Raw genomic sequence first — 19,636 nt, 5'->3', positions numbered from 1 at the left:
TCGTATGGGTGGAAAGCAGCGTCACTTCTCTTCCAACGCTCTTTGTTTTAGCAAATCGCGAATTTCGGCCAGGAGTTCCTCTTCTTTGGAAGGGGCGGGAGGTGTTTCGAGCTTCGGCTCCTCCTTCTCTTTGCGTCTGAGCTTGTTGATCCCCTTGACGAACAGGAAAATAGAGAAGGAGACGATAAAGAAGTCGATGACGGTTTGGAGGAAAGCGCCGTATTTCAGCACCGTGTCCCCATATTGAAACTGCATCTCTTTCAAATTGATCCCGCCCACCAGCAGGCCGACGACCGGCATCAGAATGTCGTTGACCAGAGAGGTCACGATGCTCCCGAAGGCAGCGCCGATAATGACCCCGATGGCCAGGTCAAGCACATTTCCCTTCAGCGCAAAGGCTCTGAACTCTTTCCACATATGGTGTACCTCGCTTTCAGCATATTATTTGCAGTATACCATGAGCGGAGCGGGGGTAGTCCATAGCGTGGAAAATCTAAGAGGGGTCTAACGGAACCCAGAGGCGCTAAATGAGGGCAATCGGGTGTTTTCGGAACGTAACGGATCGAGAGGGCGTTATTTCCGGAAAATCATCAAGAATAGCAGTTCCCTAAGCCGAATAAGGGCTGTGGAGTCCGTTACGCTGGGAAATATGCGAAAAATGGGCGAATAAGGGCATTACGATCCGTTAGAGCGCAGGGTCCTGCATACGGAGGGGCGCCCGGCTTGACGGGGGCAGGGACATTGCCCAGCTCATAAGCCGGGCACGTCACTGTGCCCGCCACTCGCTCCGCACTTGGATCGTTGCCGCCTGCCACTCGCCCAGCACCGGGTTCAACGCTCTGCCCGCCATTCGCTCCGCCCCGTGCTCAGCGCTCTGCCCGTTACTCGCGCCGCTCCGGCTCGCTCCCCCGCTTGTCCCGGGCTCGCCACTACGCTCCAGCCCGTCGCCCGGCCTGCCACTCAACCCGCCTTATCCGCGGCTCTCCCTACAGCTCGTCCGCCAGGCCGAGTAGCGCGATTCCCGCCAGCACGAGCACAACGACGGCGTACTGCCGCCGACTGAGCCGTTCCTTGAGGAACAGGCGGGACAGAATCACCGAGAATACGCTGTACGAAGCGATCAGCGGCGCGGCCACGATGGCATTGCTGGCCATGGCAAATACGTAGAAGAACTGGCCCGCCGTCTCGAAGATGGCAGCATAACCTTTGACGCGTTCCCCCCAGAAATTGAACCGCTGCTTTTTGACCGCAACCAAGTAGAAATAGACCACCGCAGCGCACAGGAAAAAGGTGAACTCGTAAGCCAGAAGCGCGGCATCCTCGCCGATCAGCTTCAGCTCATCCAGATAGATGCCGTCGGCAAACGTGCCTAGTCCGTCAAGCAGGCAGTACAGCAGCGGGAAGGTGATCGCCATGACCCCGATTTGGTATTTGGCATCCACGCGCTTCGATCCCGATCTCAGAGCAACCCGTTCCCCTTGCTTCTCCAGAACCGCCAGTCCCACCACGCCGATAGTGATGATCGCCACCCCCGCAATTTCAACCCAGCCAAGATCATGGGGGAAGAAGAGATACAGCAGGATCGCCGTCACCGCTCCGGACGAGTTCTGCACCGGCGAAGCAATCGAGAGCTCGATGTACCGAAGCCCAAAATAACCGATCGCCATCGACAGGATATACAGCGCCGATACCGGCAAATAACGAATCATATCCATCGGATCGAACGAAAGCCCCTGGATCAGCAGATACGCCGTACCGTGAATCCCCATCACGAGACCCACCATGACGACGATTTTCAAATGACTGTACCGGTCCTGGCTGTCGCTGCCTTTTTTGTAGAACAGATCGGCGCCGCCCCAAGCCAAAGACGTCAATAAAGCAAATAGAAACCACATAGATGTAAATCCTCCCGTTTATGTAGAACCCCTATGATTATAAAAAACGGACCGCCGGGAGTGTCTATGATAAAGTTTACCGGAAGGAACCCCTTGCCCTATCAGCAAAAATGCAAACGCTCTCTATTTATGCTAAAATCTTTCTAACATGAAATCATAGGATTTTAGAGGGGCGGGAGTATCGCTGAATGAGAGGATTTAACTTGTGGCGTCCGATATTTCTAATTTTGATCGCGCTGCTGACCAGGAGCTTGGTTACGAATCTTTGCATCTTGTTTGGAATGTCACCCGAAGCTGCCGGGAATATCGGGTTTGTGGCGATGATGCTCGCAGCTTTGATCGTGTATACCCGATTTACGAAGAATCGCCGCAAGTAAGGGGAGAAGAGACGCGTCCGGCGTCTCTTTTTTTGTCCCTACGCCGTTCACAGCAAGGGTTCCCGAATCAACGGCAGCGTACAGCAGTGAATGCCGCCGCCCATCTTGGCGATCTCGGAGATCTCGACGGGAATCACCTCGACGCCTTGGCTGGAGAGTAGGTCGATGGTGTGCTTCCCGTCCGCAGAGAACAGGACTTTGCCCGGGGCCAGGGCCAGGCCGTTGATGGTTAATGTCGGATCCCGGGGATCGACATGGAGCAGCTCAACCCCCCGCCGATGCAGCTCGTCCAGGAACCAATACGGGAGCAACGCGATATTTACCAGCGCCTTGCGGCGGTCCACCACCAGGAACGCTTCGTCCAGATGAATGATGGAGGCGGGCAAATCGACGACGATCAGGTCGATTTGCTGCAACGACAGAAGATGGCGCACCTGCTCGATTCCGTCCGGATTCACCCGTTCCGACCGGCCAACAACCGCCGTATGCCGATCCAGCATGATGAAGCTGCCGCCCTCGGCAAAGCCGCTGCCCTGAATCATGCCGAGGATCGGTACCCCGGCTGCACCAAGGGTGCGGGCGGCCAGCGCGGTTTCCCCGTACCGGACGTACAGCGCCAGGCGGGATAAAATAACGCCCCCAGGGATCACCATCCCCAAATCGCGGGTATACATCGTTTCCGGCCAAGGCTGCTCCGGCTTGTCCAGCCAAAGGATGCGAACGCCTTCCTTCTCCAGAGCCGCGGCTAAGGCCTGGTGCTGGGCTTGCAATCGCTTGAGCTTGGGCGGGGAAGTGCCGTTATGCTTGCTTTGCTTTCCCCGGATATGCTGCAGCAGAACAGGGCCGGACTCGATCGCGCCGGCGGGATCATGCAGCTGCAGCACCTCCTCTCCCGGTGCATGCATCAGCACCAGGCGAATCGGGCCGATGGGATTCTCGGTGCCCCAGCGCTGTCCCCAGACTGCCTCCAGCAGCTCCGGATCATGAAATGGCGCATGAACAAGGTTTCGTGATAAATAGGGATACGAAGACGACATCTGCTGCTCCTTTCCAGGTCTAGGGATGAAGGGATCATCCCGAAATGGCTTCTATTCCTATCGTTCCCACTTGGGCCTTGCGGCAAAACAGGCAGCCGCCTGGGAAGGACGACTGCCTCAGATTACACCATCAAAGCCTTGATGCCGTTAAACAGGGGGATGATCGATTTGATGGCGTTATAGCCCATCTTCATCAACGGCATGTATTTCTGCACCTTTTGCACCATGCCGAAGATTCCTGCGCGGCGGGGTCTTCCGGGGTCTTCGCCACCCGCGCTCGGCTCCTGCGCTCCGCCGCCGGGCTCCCCGCCGGCCCCATTGCCCAAGCCGCTAAATCCGGGTCTTCTCCCCGGTCCTTGGCTTCCTGTGAAGCCATATCCTCCGGGTCTTCCCGGCCCCCCGCTGAAGCCGTAGCCCCATCCGGGGCCGACGCTGTAGCCCCATCCGGCACCCGGCCGGATCCCGACGCCGCTTGGGCCAGCGCCGATGCCAGCGCCGCCAGCACCGCCAGCGCCGGGACTCCCCGGCAAGCCGCCGCCGAATAAAGGCTGGAAGGCCGAGACCCGGGCCTTGTTCCTGCGGGCGGTCGACTTCTTCTTCGATTTCTTCTTGCCGCGCGGAGGCACAGAGAGGAGCAGACCGCTCGGGTCCAGCCCGGCGATCCATCCGATATAAGAACGCCCGTCGTGCAGAACAATGCGAACGGGCTGGCCCTTCAGCTGCTTCGCGCGTTTGCGAATGTTTGCCGAACTTGCCATGCAAGGATCACCTCAATGCTTGAGATTTTGTATCGGTAGACGTTTTGCTCGATATATCTTACTCCGAAATTGGTGCGATGCCTGTGCTTGTTCCTCAGTTTTCCGGTCCATTCGTGATATTTGCCTGAACTTGCATAAATTTTGGGCAAGATGGAAATGTATCTAATGAATATAAATTTTCGACCGAGGAGTTGGCCCGGAATGAAAACATTGAACGTGATAGCGCTCGCGCTTCTGATTGTGGGCGGATTAAACTGGCTGTTGGTGGGGCTCTTTCAATACGATTTGGTGGCAAATCTTTTCGGCGGTCAAGACGCGGCTCTGTCGCGGGTGATCTATACCATCGTCGGCATTAGCGCGATCTACGCCTTTAAGTTCTTCAACGATGTGAGAGAAGACGAAGTCGCCAGATAAGCCGCCGCCGTTCCCCCAAACAACAACAAGAATGCACAAAAGCTCGGTCTTCTGAACCCCGAGCTTTTTGTGTTGTGCTGGAGGCACTGTACCGTGTACGGGCATGAACAAGAAAACCGTACTTCCAACCTGTGGGCTGGGCGTACGGTTTTCTCGGGGTAGCGATTATGAAGTTTTGCGGACAACGCCTCGAAGGAACAAGTATTCTTCTCGTCCCGGATCAACAGCTCGTCGAAGAAAAATGGCCCATTAACGGCCGTTCTGCTTCTTCTTCGAAGAAACCTTCGATTGGGGAAATAGAACAGGTCCAAGCCCGTTCGCGATGACCCGGTGTCCCCGGTCGTTCGGATGAATCGGCATCGTTCCGCCGAGGATGTCCTCCACCTGGCCCTCCCGGTACCCGTCAATCAGTTCGGCTTGCTTGCCTTCGAACCACTTGTGCGCCGGTGCGATTTTGGCGCCGTACACGGCAGCGATGCCTTGGGTCGTCTGGTTCAGGCGGCCGATCCACTCGACCGCGATCGAGCTGTTCGGGAACGGATTGTATTGCGTGCAGCAGACGATCCGGGCCGAACTCGTTTTGCGGATATGCCCGAGGATGGCGCTCAGATTTCGGCGGAACTGCACGAGCTGCTCCATATTCGGAAACGGCCCGCCCTGCACCAGCGGAGTAATCGCCGCATTTGCCAAATCGACGCCGCCGATCCAGACCGATACGACCGAGGAGCGTTTGATCATTTCCGAGCCTTGCCACAGCACGGCATCCAGCAGATTGCCGCTGGTCCAGCCGGACCGGGCCAATACATAACCTTTTATGATACGAGGGTTCGAACGATTGTAAGCCGATACGGTTAAATGAGGATAGGACAGCCTCGGCGAGGAGGCGTTGTCGCCATACGTAATGGAATCCCCAATCGCGGTGTAAATCATTTGCCGGTCACCCACCCAAGTTAGACTTTACAAGTATAGTATTCGAACGAGGTGGGGAGGTGCGGCTTAATGCAAAAGGGCTGGACCCGATGAGAGATCGGTCCAGCCCTTGCGAGGGGTTAGCGCCGCTGCGCCAGGTGCTGTAGTTCTGTGCGGCCTTGCCGGGAGTGGCGCACCAGTTCCGCATAGTAGCCGCCGCGGGCCAGGAGCGATTCGTGCGTGCCCTGCTCGGCGATGCGGCCGTCCTGGATCACGAGGATGCGGTCGGCATGCTGAACGGTGGACAGCCGGTGCGCGATGACCAGCGTCGTCCGGCCGGCGGACACCACGTTCAGCGCGTTCTGGATCAGCTGCTCCGTCTGCGAATCCAGGTTGGCCGTCGCTTCATCGAGGATGAGGATGCTCGGCTGGAATACCAGGATCCGCGCGAAGGAGATCAGCTGCCGCTCCCCCGCGGACAGCCCGCTGCCCCGGTTGGACAGCCGGGTGTCGTAGCCGTCCTTCAGCCGCGCGATCATTGGGCCAGCGCCGATGCGCCGGCAGGCCCGGATCACCTCTTCGCGGGGGATGTCTTCGTGGAAGAGGCGGACATTGTCGATGATGGACCCGGCGAACAGGAACGGGTCCTGCTGCACTAATCCGACGATGCGATGCAGCGAGGCCTGCGGCAGACGGCGGATGTCGGTGCCGTCGATTTCAACGCGGCCGTCATCCACGTCATAGAACCGCGTAAGCAGGTTCATCAGGGAGCTCTTGCCCGCGCCGGTTGTGCCGACGATGCCGATGAACTCGCCCTCCCGCACGTGAAGGTCAAGGCCGTGCAGTACCTCCTGTCCTTCCGTGTACGAGAAGCGGATGCGATTGAAATCGATCCGTCCGCGGACGGCATGGGCGGGCAGCGTCTTGGCCTCTTCCGGCGCAGGGTCCTGGACTTCCGGTTCGGCGGCGAAGATCCGCCACAGCCGATCCACGGACACGATCGTCGATTGCAGCGTGTTCCACTGCTGGGTAATCTGGTTGATCGGCTGGAAGAATTGACGGATGTAGCTGATGAACGCATACAGCACGCCGAACTCCATGCGTTGGCCCAGCACCGCGAGGCCGCCGATCCAAACCACGAAGGCTACCGACAAATTGCCGAGGATATCGAAGGATCGGTTGAACAGCACGGTTGCCCGCACTTCCCGCAGATTGGCCCGCAGATACGCGGTGTTCCGTTCCGCGAAGCGGGAAGCCTGCTCGCCTTCCTGATGGAACGATTGAATCAGGCTCATCCCGCTGAGGTTCTCGGCCGTAAACGCGATCAGTCTGGACAGCAGGGAGCGGGCCCGCTGGTAACTGGTGCGCAAGTATTTCCGGAAAGCGACAGCAATGATCGTAATGATGGGAAAGAGGATCAAACAAGCTAAGGCCAGCTGGACGTCCAGTGCAAACATAAATACGACGACCAGGATTAGCGATAATCCGTCGCGCACCAGGCTCAGCAGTACCTGGGTAAAAAACTGGTTGATCGTCTCCGTGTCGCTGGACTCGTTCGTCACGAGGCCGCCGGCTGAGTTGCGGTCGAAGAAGGACATCGACTGCCGCGTAATCTGCTTGAACAGATCCTTGCGCAGCAAAGCGACGATGCTCTGCCCGGCTCGCTGCAGCAGGTTGGCCTGCCAGTAGGAGAAGAAGCCGCTGATCGCCTCGAGCAAGAGGTAGGCGACGGCCAAGCCCAGCAAGATGCTCGGACCTTGAGCACCGAACAACACCTTCTCGTCGATCGCGTACTTCATCAGGAACGGCTGCAGCAAGTCGGCGGAAATCGCCAGGAACGCGAAGCCGAATACGGCGAGAAATGCCTTCCGATGCGGTCTCGCATAAGCGAGCAGAGCCGCAAACGCCTTCCGCCGCTGCGCCGGAGTCATCTCGTACTTCTTGCGGGCATCTGCGCTTTCCGGGTTAGACGGCATCGCTGTCGCCTCCTTCCTGGAGATGATGCAGATTCGCGTACAAGCCTCCGGCTTGCAGCAACTGCTCGTGCGTTCCTTGCTCGGCGATCCGTCCGTCGTCCAGCACAAGGATCCGGTCGGCGTGTTTCACCGCACTGATGCGGTGGGCAATGATCAAGGTGGTTTTCCCCTTTCGGGCCTCCCGCAGATGCGATAGGATTCGCGTCTCCGTCACGGCATCCACTGCACTTACGCTGTCGTCCAGCAGCAGAAGGGGAGCGTTCTTGATCAGGCCACGGGCCAAGCTGGTCCGCTGGCGTTGTCCGCCGGACAACGTCAGACCGCGTTCGCCAAGCTCGGTGTCGAATCGGTTGGGGAAGCCGTCGACGTTATCATAGAGGTCGGCGAGCTTGGCCGCCTCTTCGACCGCGCCCAGCTCCGACGTACGGTCGAAGAAGGCGATATTGTCGCGAAGCGTCGTGCTGAACAGGAAGCCGTCCTGCGGCACGTAAGCGATGCGGGTCCGCAGGCTCTCCAGCGTAATGTCCCGGACATCGCGGCCGCCGATGAAGATCGTGCCGCGGGGCGGATCGTATACCCGCAGCAGCAGCTTGACAAGCGTGGTCTTGCCGCTGCCGGTTCGGCCCACCACCCCCAGCGTTTCCCCGGGTTCCAGCCGGAGATGAAGGTTCTGCAGCGAGGCCCGCCCGGCGTCGGGATAGGTGAAGGTTAAGCCGCGGATGTCAATGCCGAAGCTATTCGGATCCTCCGGCAGCGGCAGCGCGCCGTCTTCGTCCCGGATGTCCGGCTTCACGGCCAGCAGGCGGTTCAGCCGGTCCAGCGAGGCCTTCGAGCGCTGCATGAAATTGATGACGTTGCCGATGAGCCGAAGCGGGTTCATGATCATTCGCAGGTACAGGGTCAGGGCGACGAAATTGCCGAGCGACAGTTCGCCGCGCGCGACGAGCAGGCCGCCATAGGCGATGGCCACGGCCATCGATATCGCGCCGGTAAACGGCAGCAGCACCTGGAACAGCGAGCTCATCCGCACCAGCGCCAGCTGGCTGCCCAAGATGCGGTCGACCGTTTGCCCGAACCGGGCGCGGGCGATCTCCTCGACCGCGAAGCTTTTCGTCACTTTGATCCCCTCAAATTGCTCCTCCGCAGCTTCGGTCATCGCCGCCAGCGACTCCTGCACCTTTCGCGAATTGTCGCGGATTTTGGGGCCGAACCCGATCACGATCAACGGGATGGCGAGCAGCGGCAGTACGCAAACCACGATCAAAAGCGCCGGAATATCGCTCACCGTCATCATCGTAATGACGGAGATCAACAACACCGACGCATTGGTCATCTGGTTCAACCCGTTCGCGATCGACTCCCGCACGCCGGTGACATCATTCATCACATAGCTGAGCAGCTTGCCGATCCCGTGTTTCGAGAAGAACGCCTCGCTTAATTGAGTAAAATGCCGGAACAGTTGGCTCCGGGCGCGAAATTCAAACATTCGGCCCAAGCGATGGTTGATGTACTGCCCGATTCCGAAGCACAGGCCGTAGATGACGGCGATCGCCGTCAGCGTCAGCGCGTACCGGCCAACCCCGCCTCTCGTTAACCCGCTTTGCTGGAGGTGGTCCGTGAACTCTCCCAGTACCTTCGGAAAATACGAATACGTCACATTGGCGGCCGTCAGGCATAGCACCGCCGTCAAATACAGCGGCAGATGCGACTTGATGTGGCCAAGCAGCAAGGTTTTTCCCCGCATCGAGCATCCCGTCCTCTCCCAGAAAAGTTAGCCGTTTCTTTCCACCCCTCCTTGTATCCGTTCTCAACATGGTTAATCATACTGCGAATCGCTGGATCCATCAAACCGTTGGACACGTTATTTTGCATATTTATACAGTTTGAGACCGGGAAAACCCGCGAAAATAAAAAAACACCTGCAAAAGTGCAGGTGTTATTGCGGTGAAGGCGCCTCCTAAGCTTTGAATCCGCCGGATAAGTGCTTCTCCGTCAGGATGGTCAGCATTTGAATGCCCACTTCGTTATGCCCGCCTTCGGGGATAATGAGGTCGGCGTATTTTTTGGACGGCTCGATAAAGGCTTCATGCATCGGCTTCACCGTCGCGAGATACTGCTGATGGATGGAATGGATCGAACGGCCGCGTTCCTCCATGTCGCGCAGCACGCGCCGGAGAATGCGCACGTCGGAATCGGTGTCCACGAATACCTTGATGTCAAGCATCTCCCGGAGCTTCTCGTCGTACAGGACGAACAGCCCTTCGACGATAATGATGTTGTTCGGCAGCAGCTTGACCGTCTTCTCGGAACGGGTGTGGATCGTGAAATCGTAAACCGGCGCATAGGCGGCTTGTCCATTCTTGAGTTGAGTCAGGTGTTCCACCATCAGCTCGTTATCGAAGGCAAAGGGGTGATCGTAGTTCGTCTTCTCCCGTTCGGTCATGCTGAGATGCGACTGGTCTTTATAGTAGTTGTCCTGCGAGATAAACGTGACTTTATCCGTGTCCAGCTGACCGATGACCGAGCGGGCGACCGTCGTTTTTCCGGACCCGGTACCGCCGGCGATACCTATAATTAACATGAAATGAAATACCCTCCTAGAAATACATCCCTCTAAACGTTCCCGTTTAACATTCCAGTATTGTAGCATAGCCCGGGCATTTTTTCATCTTGTGGAGCCCAAACGGGAACCCTCATATTATGGCAAATTTGTGGCGGGATATCAGGGGGCGCGGGCGTCCCTTTTTTCTCATAATTTCCCGTGGTTCTGGTTTACAATAGTGGTAGGTCCTTGCCTGTCAAATCTGAGTAAAGAGGTGCTGCTGTATGTGGCATACCCAAACCCGGGAAGACGTTCTGCAGGAGCTGCAAGTAGATCCTGCAGCCGGGCTGTCCTCGGGGGAAGCCGGGAGCCGGCTGTCGAAGTACGGTCCGAACCAAATCAAAGGCAAGCCGAAACCCGGCATATGGGCGCTTTTCTTCGCCCAACTGAAGGATATGCTGATCTACGTGCTGCTCGGTGCCGCCATCGTTACGCTGATCGTCGGCGAATACATGGATGCCGTCATCATCTTGGCTGTTGTTTTGTTGAATGCGTTCATCGGCGTCATTCAGGAACAGAAAGCGGAGAAAGCTATTGAGGCGCTGCAGCAAATGACCACCCCCAAATCGCTGGTGAGGCGTGACGGCGAGGTGAAGGAGATGGATTCCGGGGAACTTGTTCCCGGCGATATCGTGATTCTGGATGCGGGGCGCTTCATCCCGGCGGACCTGCGGCTGCTCGAAACCGCCAACCTGCAAATTGAGGAATCTGCCTTAACCGGGGAATCCGTGCCTTCCGACAAAAATGCCGAAGACCTGCACAGCGAGCCCCAGACCCCGATCGGCGATCAGAGCAACATGGCCTTCATGTCCACGCTCGTGACTTATGGGCGCGGCGAAGGGGTTGTGGTCGGGACGGCGATGAACACGGAAATGGGCAAAATCGCCAAAATTTTGGATGAGGATACGCATGAGCTGACCCCGTTGCAAAAAAAGCTCGAAGAGCTCGGCAAAATGCTGGGTTATATCGCTATCGGGATCTGCGTGGTGATCTTCGTCATCGGCTTGATCCAGGGACGCGATCTGTTCGAGCTGTTCCTGACCGCGATCAGCCTTGCGGTTGCTGCCATCCCGGAGGGGCTGCCGGCGATCGTGGCGATCGTACTTGCGCTTGGCGTCACGCGTATGTCGCGTATTCACGCGATCGTCAAGAAGCTGCCGGCGGTCGAAACGCTGGGTTCCGTTAATATTATCTGCTCGGACAAAACCGGAACCCTCACGCAGAACAAAATGACGGTCGTCAAGCATTTTACGGCGGAGCCGCTGGGAGACGAGGCGCCGATCGAAATGATCAAGACGTTGGTCCTCTGCTCTGATGCCACTTACGAGAACGGTCAGGGTACCGGGGATCCGACGGAAATTGCCCTTGTGGCTTATGGCGAGCAGCAGCAGTTGCTCAAAAAATCGCTGGAGGCGGAATACAAGCGGGTGTCGGAGAAGCCGTTTGATTCGGACCGCAAGCTGATGTCCACGCTGAACCAGACGCGGGAGGGCTATCGCGTCCATACCAAAGGGGCAATCGATCAACTGCTGCGCATTTCGAACTCCGCCGTCGTGAACGGAGAGGTCGTACCGCTGACGGAGGAGCTGAAGCAGCGCTATATCCGGGCGGCCGAAGCGATGTCGGACGATGCGCTCCGGGTGCTCGGGGCCGCCTATAAGGATACCGACCGCATCCTGCCGCCGGAAGAAATGGAGCAGGGGTTGACCCTCCTCGGCTTCGTCGGGATGATCGATCCGCCGCGGGTCGAAGTGAAGGACTCGATTCGCGAGGCGAAGCGGGCGGGGATTACGCCGGTCATGATTACGGGCGACCATCGGAACACCGCGGTAGCGATCGCCAAGGAGCTGGAGATTGCAAGCTCCCTCGAGCAGAGCATGACCGGGGCGGAAATCGATGAGCTTTCGGACGAGGCGTTTGCCGAGAGAATCCACAATATCCGCGTATTCGCACGCGTCTCGCCGGAGCACAAGGTGAAGATTGTGAAAGCCTTCAAGGCGCAAGGGAACATCGTTTCGATGACCGGAGACGGGGTGAACGACGCCCCTTCGCTGAAGACCGCGGACATCGGCGTAGCGATGGGCATTACCGGCACCGACGTCTCGAAGGGCGCCAGCGACATGATCCTGACGGACGACAATTTTACGACGATCGTTCAGGCAATTCGGGAAGGGAGGAACATCTACGCCAATATCCGCAAGACGGTGACGTTCCTGCTGGCGTGCAATTTTGGGGAGATCGTGGCGATTCTCGCTTCGATTCTGTTCTTCTGGCCTTTGCCGCTGCTGGCAACCCAGATCCTCTGGATCAATCTGGTCACCGACACGCTGCCGGCCATTGCGCTCGGCGTTGATCCGGGCGAGAAGGACGTCATGAAGCGCAAACCGCGTGATCCGAAGGAGAGCTTCTTTGCCGGGGGGGCTGCGATCCAGGCGGTGCTAGGCGGTTTGTTGATCGGGGCGCTGACGCTGGTTGCCTTCTACGTAGGGCTTCGCGAGCATGGTTATGGCTTGCGCTCGGCCGACATTCCGGAGGATGTGATGACCTATGCGCGCACGATGGCTTTCGTTGTGCTGGCGGCGTCGCAGTTGTTCTATTCTTTCGCCAAGCGCAGTGCGACCAAGTCGATTTTTACGATCGGTGTGTTCTCCAATCTGCTGTTGGTGGGGGCGGTTGTGGCCGGATTGCTGCTGCAGTACCTTTCGATCTCCATCCCGTTCCTGGCCGCCGCATTTAAAGTGCAAAACCTCAGCCTGGCCGACTGGGGGCTCGTGATCCTGCTGGCGTTGATTCCGCTCCTCCTGAACGAGCTCGCCAAGATCTTCCTGCGGTCCGGGAAGGCGAAGCAGGCGGCGTAACTTCCATGCAAGCAGCGATGCGGATGCCAGAGAGGTGAGAATTTTAATAGAACAGAGGAGAATTTTGAATTCCCCTCCTGCTGCGGTTGGTAGATGATACAAGTGAATAAACAGAAGGAGCATCGGCCGCGGATCCCAAGTCTGGCGGCCCTTGTTCGTTAGAACCAACCAAGGGGGGATTATAAATGAAGAATCAGGAGAAATCCCGGAGAAGGGGGAACGGGGGACATGCATTTTCACTCGGGCGGAAGCTGACGGCGGCTTTTATCACGGTATCGCTGCTGGTTGGCGTCATTGCCGGGGTCGCTTACGTGTTCTTGAACCGGCTGGACGAGAACTATTCCGAACTGCTTCGGCAAAATACAGCGGCTCTGGATCAAGTGGCCAAGCTGGAGATCGAGACGCAGCGTCAAAACAGCCTCCTGTTCGGGTATATCGTAGAGCCGTCGGCTGAGAAGGAGCAACCGCTAACGGAGGCCAATGAGCAGCTCAGCGCGTTGATCAATGAAATCGTAAGCGCTTCCGCAGGGAAAGCGCAAGAGCCGGCAGCGTCCTCATTATCGGAGTCTAACGCAACATTCGCCCGCCTGTTGGGAAAGGTTCGGGAATACGTTCAATCCGGCAAGCCGGATCTGGCGAAAGCGGAAGCCCTCATGTGGGCTATACCGACGTCGGACACGATGATTCAGGGGGCAAGTGAGCTGCGAACCCTGCAGGAGAACGAACTGCAGGCGAAGCTGAGCGAATTCCAGAAGGAATCGGCGTTGACCTTGTGGATACTCGCGTTATGCGGCGGGGGCGCGATCCTGTTCGCCGTCTTGACCGGGGTGATGTTGTCCCGGCAAATCGTGAAGCCGATGAGGGTGATGGTGAAAGGCGCCCGCGATTTGGCGGACGGCGATTTGACGCTGGCGGAGGCGGCGGTGAGAAACCGCGATGAAATCGGTGAACTAGCCGATGCCTTCAACTATATGAGACGCAGCTGGCAGGAGATGATCGGCAATCTGGGGCGGCATGCCGGGCGTGTCACTTCGTCGGCCGACCAGCTGCGCCGCCAGTCGGAGCAGTTCCGGACCTCCTCCGAGGAAATTTCGGAAATTATGGGCGGCATTTCGGCCGGGAGTGAGGAGCAGGTGCAAAGCGTCGAGCTTGGCGTAGCCCAAGTCGCGGAAATGGCCGCCGGAGCCCGGGAAATGGCGGGGCTTGCGGACGATGCCCGCCTGCAATCGGAGTCGGCGGTGAAAGAAACCCGGGCCGGCGAGGAGATCGTGGCTTCGGCTGCAGCCCAAATGGCGACGATCCGCCGGCAGATGGACGAGCTGCGCGCGTTCATCGAACGGTTGGGCGTCCGCTCCGGTCAGATCGCGGAAGCCGCCGAGCTGATCAGCGGCATCGCCAAGCAGACGCAGATGCTGTCGCTGAATGCCTCGATTGAAGCGGCACGGGCCGGTGAAGCCGGCAAAGGATTTGCCGTAGTTGCCGGGGAGGTGCGGAAGCTGTCGGCGGAGACCGGGGCAGCGGCCGCCGGCGTGGCCGAGATGGTCGAAGGCGTGCGCAGCGAGATGGAGCGGGTAATCGAGGCGGCGCACGCGGGTTCGCAAGAAGTAGCCGCCGGCATAACCACGGTTCGGCAGGCGGGCGAGGTATTCACCAGCATCCGGCAGGCGGTCGAGCAGGTGGCCGGACGGATTGGCCGGGTGGCCGGGCAGGTCGAGCAGTTGTCCTCGCAATCCGATGCCGTGGTTCAGGCGATCTCGACCATCGACCGGGTGGCTCAGCAGACCGCCGCCGGCTCCCGGGAAGTCTACGCGCATACCGAGGAACAATACGCGGGAGTACAAGAGATGATGGCTTCCATGGAGGCGCTCAGTCAGTTGTCCGAGGAATTGCAGGCGATGATCGGGAAGTTCAAAGTGTAAGCGAGAGCCAGGTTCCGGCGGACAGCAAGGCTGACGTGATCAGCATCGCTAGAAGCGGCCGGAGCGCTTTGGAACGGAGCTCCCGCAGGTTCACGTTCAGCCCCAGGCCCACCATGGCCATCGTCAGCAGAAAGCCGGTCAGGGTGGAGAGATTCTGGAGCGCCGTATCCGGCACGGGAATCCAGGTGCCAAACCCATAGGTGCCGATGACGCTGGCAGCGATAAAGCCGAGCAGGAACCAGGGAAACGGAACGGCGGCTCGCGGCTCAGATACGTTTCCGGCTGCCGATCTCCCGGCGTTCGACTTTAGCGCTGCTTTCCTCCGGGCTCGCTGCATGCCATACATCAGCAGGAAACTAAGCGGTATCAGCAGAAATACGCGGCCTAATTTGGCCAATAAAGCAAGGGCGAGAGCATCCGGGCCGGCGGGTTCCGCGGCGAGCACGACATGAGCAATTTCGTGCAGGCTGACCCCGCTCCAAGCCCCATATTGAAGGGCGGACATCGGAAGCAACGGACGAAGAAATGTGTAGGCCACGGAGAACAGCGTGCCGACGATAGCGACCAGGCCAACGCCGACGGCGGTATCGTCTTCTTTGCTGTTGAGGAGGGGGGAGACGGCGGCGATCGCCGCTGCTCCGCACACCCCGGTGCCGATGCCCAGCAGCAGGGAGAGGGAGAAATCTGCCTTCAACCCTTTGCCAATCAGCAGCGTGGCGATGATGCTGAAGGCGATCGTTGCGACATCCCGCGCGAGCAGCGGTAGACCCTGCTGGAACACGACCTCCAGGTTTAGCTTCAGCCCAAACAGAACGATGGCCAGACGAAGCAGCCGTTGAGAAGCGAACTGGATGCCCGGACGCAGGGCCTCTGGGTATCCGACGAGCTGACGGTAAAGGACAGCCAGGAAGAGCGAACAGGCAAGCTGTCCGATCCGGTTGAAGCCCGGCATTTGAGCGAGTCCGAAGCCAAGCATAGCGATAACCAGCGTAAAGCCGATGCCTCCGATCAGGAGATCGGCTTTTTTCGCAGTTTGAGGGGTTGTGAGCCCGGTTTTAAATGGGAATAGGGAAGCTGCCATGCGAATCCACCTCCGTTGAGTTGCTTCATAAGCATAATTCGGTTTTAATGATAAGTAAAATAAATCATACGAATCATTATGATAAGTAATTACTTATGTAATGCATAGAGGGAGGAAACGGGATGGATCCGGCGCTTGAAGTGTTTATTACCGTCGCGGAGAAGCAAAGCTTTACCCGGGCCGCCGAAATGCTGCACATGACACAGCCGGCGGTCAGCCAATATGTCCGTTCGCTGGAGCAGACGCTGGGAACGAAGCTGCTGGACCGCAGCAATAAATACGTGCGCTTGAACCCGGCGGGAGAGATCGTCTATCATCACGCTCGGGAAATCTCCGGATTGTACGCACGAATGCAGTATCTCATCGATGATATGAAACACGCAGCGCGGGGGGAATTGTCTATCGGTGCTAGTTACACCTATGGCGAATATGTCCTGCCACATCTTTTGGCGAGGCTTATGGAGGAGTACCCCGAAATCAAACCTACGATTACGATCGGAAATTCCAAGGAGATCGCGGAGCTCGTAGGAAGCCGCCGCCTGGATGTGGGGATGATCGAAGGAGAGCTTCAGGATGAGCGCTTTCGGATCGAGCCGATCGCAGAGGATGCGATGTACATCGTTGCCCCGGCGGGACACCGTTTCGCGGAGCGGAAGGGTCTTCGTCTGTCCGATTTGCAGGAGGAGACCTGGATCGTGCGGGAGGCCGGCTCCGGGACACGCGAAGCGGCGGATCATTTATTTGCCCGTCATCAGTTTCAACCGGGGCGGCACATGGAATTTGGCAGTACGCAAATCATCAAGGAGTCGGTCGAAGCGGGGCTTGGGATCAGCCTGTTGTCTAAAGCGGCGGTGCGTAAGGAAATGGTACTTGGAACGCTGCATTTGTTGGATGTGGAAGGTTTGCCGTACCACCGTCAGTTTTCCCTGGTCACACAGGCATCGCCTTTTTACACCAAAGCAATGGAAGTGTTCATGGAACTCGCGCGGGAGCAACGGTCTTTTTAGACAATCTGCGATACCTAATGGTATAATGGCACTTTATTTTTAAGGAGGTGCTATACCGATGAACGATGGGGGAAGATTCTCGGACTTGTTCAGTCAGCTTGGATGGATGAATATAGGGATTGCCATCGGAATCGTGGCCATATTTGCCGTGTTGAGCAAAGGGTTCGTGAAGTTGGCGTTCTCCCTGCTGGACCGCAACAAGTCCGCGGCGACTGACCGGGGAGCGTTATGGAGACAAGTGCTTGAACGGCCTTTTCGGTGGTTGTTCATTCTGATAGGTCTTGAATTGGGGCTCAAATATTTGTTGCCGCGCAGTTGGGAAATCGCGATAGGTTTGGATCCTTTATTCCGCAGCGGCGTCATCGCTTTGATCGGTTGGGGGATGTATATTCTATCCGCTCAATCCTCGGTGATGCTGGAGGGACTTAGCCGTAAAATTAGATTAGACGATGGAAGCATGCTCATTCCATTCTTGTCGAAAGTCCTGCGTATTATTGTCGTTCTATTAACCGTGACCTTAATTGGGGCGGAGTGGGGATTCAGCATCAACGGCCTGGTGGCCGGCATGGGGTTGGGCAGCTTAGCCGTCGCCTTGGCGGCCAAAGACACGTTAGGGAACATCATCGGAGGCATTGTGATCATTCTGGAGAAGCCTTTCGCGAAAGGCGACTGGATTCTGACGCCAACCGCTGAAGGCGTGGTGGAGGACATTACCTTTCGCAGCACCAAAATCCGCACGTTCGCCGATGCGGTGATTACCGTGCCCAACGCTTCGCTTGCGGATCAGCCGATCACGAACTGGAGCCAAATGGGCAAACGAAGGGTCAGCTTTACACTTGGCGTCGCTTTAGACTCCGACCGGGAACGACTGTCGGTTGCCATCGCCCGAATCGAACAGCTGCTCCGCAACCACGAAGAGATCGATCCGGGTACGATTCTGGTCAAGTTTACGGATTTCAACGAGAGCAGTCTAGGCATCTTCATCTATTACTTCACCCGCTCAACGGTGTGGGCCGAGTACTTAACGGCACGTCAGAAGATGAATCTCGCCTTTATGCAGGTGCTGGAGGAGGAGGGGATCAAGCTGGCCTATCCGGCGCATCGCGTAATGCTCGAAGCGGCACCGGGAATGGCTGGTGAGAGGGACGCTGCCGGAATAAGGGGATATGAAGCATGAATTCCAGGCATCGATAGTATGTTTACCATCACTTGAGCTTCGTTTGCACTGATTTGACTGTAGTGAAATGGAACTATATAATGAACAACACATGTAATTTTTGGAACCTAAGGCCTATCTCGCAACTAGGAGGAGATGCCTGGATTCTTTCAAATTTTACTAGAGGGACTTTTCATTTTTACTACTACGAACAAGTCAGGTGATGCTAAGATGAATCGAATTCACAACATTTCTATTCGGACTCGGATCATGGTGCTCGTTTTTTTGGCCATGTTCGTCTCGAATACCGCACTCGTCGTCACGTTATCTTACAGCCAGCATCATGATTTCTTTAAGCTCATCACGCCCTCTTTAGGGTTCAAGGCTTTGATCATTTTTGTCATTTTCGAGGTGTTTGCCGCTCTGATCTCCGAATTATTGCTGGTCCGTCCGCTCAAGCAAGGCGTGAAGCTGGCGAATTCAATCGCCGAAAATGACTTGTCCTTTGAGATCCGGACGACGCAGCAAGGCGAAGCGGGTCAGATGGTTCAGTCGCTCGAGAAGGCCAGAGATAACCTGAAACAGTTGATCGCAACGATCCAATCTTCCTCCGAACGGGTGACGTTATCATCGGAAGAGCTGAACGGAATCATCGAGCAGGCCAATGGGCAGGTGCATGAAATCAATGAGGGTGTCAAGCATTTGCTGGGCGTGTTCACCCAAAATGCGGCCAGCATGAAGCAAACGGCCGTTGCCATCTCCGAGATTACGAACCATTCGCAGACGACGGCGGAACTGTCTAACCAAATCGCGGAGCAGGCTCAATCGGTGATGCATTCCGCGGAAGGCGGGAAGCAATCGGTGGAGTCGATCGTCGAGGCGATCAATGAGCTGGCGGCAAATACGAAGCACGTCAGCAGCGAAGTGCTTGGACTAGAGGAGCAGAGCCAGAAAATTACCGAGGTTGTCAGCATTATCAAACAAATTTCCGAACAGACGCACCTGCTAGCCCTCAATGCGGCGATAGAAGCCGCCCGGGCGGGGGAAGAGGGAAGAGGGTTTGCCGTGGTCGCCGGACAAATCCGGAAACTGGCCGAGGATACGAATCAATCCCTGCAGGAAATCGGCAGCTTGGTTGAGGACATGACCGTTCGGACCGGCAGCGTTGTGGCTGCAGTCGCCCAGACGGAGGAGAAGGTCCAACAAGGGGTAACGCAATCGGAGAATGTGAAGACCAATATCGAGCACATCATCGATAATGTCGAGAACACCTTTGCGATGCTGACCGAAATCTCCGACGGGGTCACCACGCAGGCGGCCTCCCTGGAAGAAATGACCGCCACGCTGGAAGACGTAAACGGCACCATCGAATCAGGGCTGCAGGTTTCCGGCGAGATCCAGGGACAGCTGGGCACGCAGGAGAAAATTTTTGGCAATATCGAGAAGACCTCCACTCAGCTGGTGGAGTTGTCCGAGAATATGAACGGGCTAACCAACGTGTTTAAACTTTAAATCAACTCCCCTGATAAGGATGTGGAAGGACGCTTGCATGGAGCAGGCGTTCTTTTTTTCATCATCTATTGCCCATGTCAGCATCGATTCCCGCTCCGAATCGAGCTATAATGAAGCAGGAACTCACAGTTTATA

The 19,636-nt window shown here is 57.2% G+C and carries 17 protein-coding genes; 7 read left to right on the top strand and 10 right to left on the bottom strand.

Annotated elements, in window-relative coordinates; all coding sequences use genetic code 11:
• Nucleotides 1-21: 21 nt before the first annotated feature.
• The 3 genes from mscL to BN3795_RS01905 all read right to left on the bottom strand — a co-directional run bounded on the left by mscL (nucleotide 22) and on the right by BN3795_RS01905 (nucleotide 1,895).
• The gene (gene mscL / locus BN3795_RS01915) at nucleotides 22-417 is read right to left on the bottom strand and encodes a large conductance mechanosensitive channel protein MscL (protein WP_068783065.1); all 396 of its coding nucleotides are present in this window, start codon (nucleotides 415-417) and stop codon (nucleotides 22-24) included.
• 349 nt (nucleotides 418-766) lie between these two features.
• Nucleotides 767-964, bottom strand: coding sequence for a hypothetical protein (locus BN3795_RS01910; RefSeq protein WP_068783064.1), 198 nt, complete (start codon nucleotides 962-964; stop codon nucleotides 767-769).
• A gap of 22 nt (nucleotides 965-986) precedes the next feature.
• Nucleotides 987-1,895, bottom strand: coding sequence for a DMT family transporter (locus BN3795_RS01905; RefSeq protein ID WP_068783063.1), 909 nt, complete (start codon nucleotides 1,893-1,895; stop codon nucleotides 987-989).
• Nucleotides 1,896-2,083: 188 nt separating this feature from the next.
• On the opposite strand from BN3795_RS01905, the gene BN3795_RS01900 reads away from it, so the two are divergent.
• Complete coding sequence (locus tag BN3795_RS01900) at nucleotides 2,084-2,272, top strand: hypothetical protein (RefSeq protein ID WP_068783062.1); 189 nt, start codon at nucleotides 2,084-2,086, stop codon at nucleotides 2,270-2,272.
• A gap of 47 nt (nucleotides 2,273-2,319) precedes the next feature.
• Here the strand turns inward: BN3795_RS01900 and BN3795_RS01895 are convergent, their stop codons facing one another.
• Both BN3795_RS01895 and BN3795_RS01890 read right to left on the bottom strand, forming a co-directional pair.
• Entirely contained in the window at nucleotides 2,320-3,309 is a 990-nt protein-coding gene (locus BN3795_RS01895) for a dimethylarginine dimethylaminohydrolase family protein (protein ID WP_068783061.1), read from the bottom strand.
• 122 nt (nucleotides 3,310-3,431) lie between these two features.
• Complete coding sequence (locus BN3795_RS01890; RefSeq protein WP_068783060.1) at nucleotides 3,432-4,067, bottom strand: hypothetical protein; 636 nt, start codon at nucleotides 4,065-4,067, stop codon at nucleotides 3,432-3,434.
• A gap of 201 nt (nucleotides 4,068-4,268) precedes the next feature.
• On the opposite strand from BN3795_RS01890, the gene BN3795_RS01885 reads away from it, so the two are divergent.
• Nucleotides 4,269-4,481, top strand: a complete 213-nt coding sequence (locus BN3795_RS01885; RefSeq protein WP_068783059.1) for a DUF378 domain-containing protein — start codon at nucleotides 4,269-4,271, stop codon at nucleotides 4,479-4,481.
• Between the two features lie 249 nt (nucleotides 4,482-4,730).
• Here the strand turns inward: BN3795_RS01885 and BN3795_RS01880 are convergent, their stop codons facing one another.
• The 4 genes from BN3795_RS01880 to udk form a co-directional block, all read right to left on the bottom strand.
• A complete protein-coding gene (locus tag BN3795_RS01880; RefSeq protein WP_068783058.1) occupies nucleotides 4,731-5,411 on the bottom strand; it encodes an SGNH/GDSL hydrolase family protein in 681 nt (226 codons plus the stop codon).
• A 119-nt stretch (nucleotides 5,412-5,530) separates the two neighbouring features.
• Nucleotides 5,531-7,366, bottom strand: a complete 1,836-nt coding sequence (locus tag BN3795_RS01875; RefSeq protein ID WP_068783057.1) for an ABC transporter ATP-binding protein — start codon at nucleotides 7,364-7,366, stop codon at nucleotides 5,531-5,533.
• Nucleotides 7,356-9,110 (bottom strand): ABC transporter ATP-binding protein, encoded by a 1,755-nt coding sequence (locus BN3795_RS01870; protein WP_068783056.1) that lies wholly within the window; start codon nucleotides 9,108-9,110, stop codon nucleotides 7,356-7,358. Before BN3795_RS01870 ends, BN3795_RS01875 begins: the two co-directional genes overlap by 11 nt.
• A 213-nt stretch (nucleotides 9,111-9,323) precedes the next feature.
• Nucleotides 9,324-9,947 carry a uridine kinase gene (udk, locus tag BN3795_RS01865; RefSeq protein ID WP_068783055.1) on the bottom strand — a complete coding sequence of 208 codons (624 nt, stop codon included), beginning with the start codon at nucleotides 9,945-9,947 and terminating at the stop codon, nucleotides 9,324-9,326.
• 245 nt (nucleotides 9,948-10,192) lie between these two features.
• Here udk and BN3795_RS01860 point away from each other — a divergent pair, with 245 nt between their 5' ends.
• Nucleotides 10,193-12,826 carry a cation-translocating P-type ATPase gene (locus BN3795_RS01860; RefSeq protein WP_068783054.1) on the top strand — a complete coding sequence of 878 codons (2,634 nt, stop codon included), beginning with the start codon at nucleotides 10,193-10,195 and terminating at the stop codon, nucleotides 12,824-12,826.
• A 185-nt stretch (nucleotides 12,827-13,011) separates the two neighbouring features.
• Nucleotides 13,012-14,745 (top strand): methyl-accepting chemotaxis protein, encoded by a 1,734-nt coding sequence (locus BN3795_RS01855; protein WP_068783053.1) that lies wholly within the window; start codon nucleotides 13,012-13,014, stop codon nucleotides 14,743-14,745.
• Here the strand turns inward: BN3795_RS01855 and BN3795_RS01850 are convergent.
• The gene (locus BN3795_RS01850) at nucleotides 14,735-15,826 is read right to left on the bottom strand and encodes a YeiH family protein (protein WP_068783052.1); all 1,092 of its coding nucleotides are present in this window, start codon (nucleotides 15,824-15,826) and stop codon (nucleotides 14,735-14,737) included. The two genes, BN3795_RS01855 and BN3795_RS01850, sit on opposite strands and share 11 nt — an antisense overlap.
• A gap of 122 nt (nucleotides 15,827-15,948) precedes the next feature.
• Between BN3795_RS01850 and BN3795_RS01845 the strand changes: the two genes are divergently transcribed.
• From BN3795_RS01845 to BN3795_RS01835, 3 genes are all read left to right on the top strand, one after another.
• Nucleotides 15,949-16,833, top strand: a complete 885-nt coding sequence (locus BN3795_RS01845) for a LysR family transcriptional regulator (protein ID WP_068783051.1) — start codon at nucleotides 15,949-15,951, stop codon at nucleotides 16,831-16,833.
• 58 nt (nucleotides 16,834-16,891) lie between these two features.
• Nucleotides 16,892-18,010, top strand: a complete 1,119-nt coding sequence (locus tag BN3795_RS01840) for a mechanosensitive ion channel family protein (RefSeq protein WP_068783050.1) — start codon at nucleotides 16,892-16,894, stop codon at nucleotides 18,008-18,010.
• 210 nt (nucleotides 18,011-18,220) lie between these two features.
• Nucleotides 18,221-19,501 carry a methyl-accepting chemotaxis protein gene (locus tag BN3795_RS01835; protein WP_068783049.1) on the top strand — a complete coding sequence of 427 codons (1,281 nt, stop codon included), beginning with the start codon at nucleotides 18,221-18,223 and terminating at the stop codon, nucleotides 19,499-19,501.
• Nucleotides 19,502-19,636: the final 135 nt, after the last annotated feature.

The sequence above is a fragment of the Paenibacillus phocaeensis genome, assembly GCF_900021165.1.
In the GTDB taxonomy this organism is placed as follows: domain Bacteria; phylum Bacillota; class Bacilli; order Paenibacillales; family Paenibacillaceae; genus Fontibacillus; species Fontibacillus phocaensis.
The sequence above is the reverse complement of the archived record's forward strand: the minus strand, read 5'-3'. Positions and strand labels throughout refer to the sequence as shown.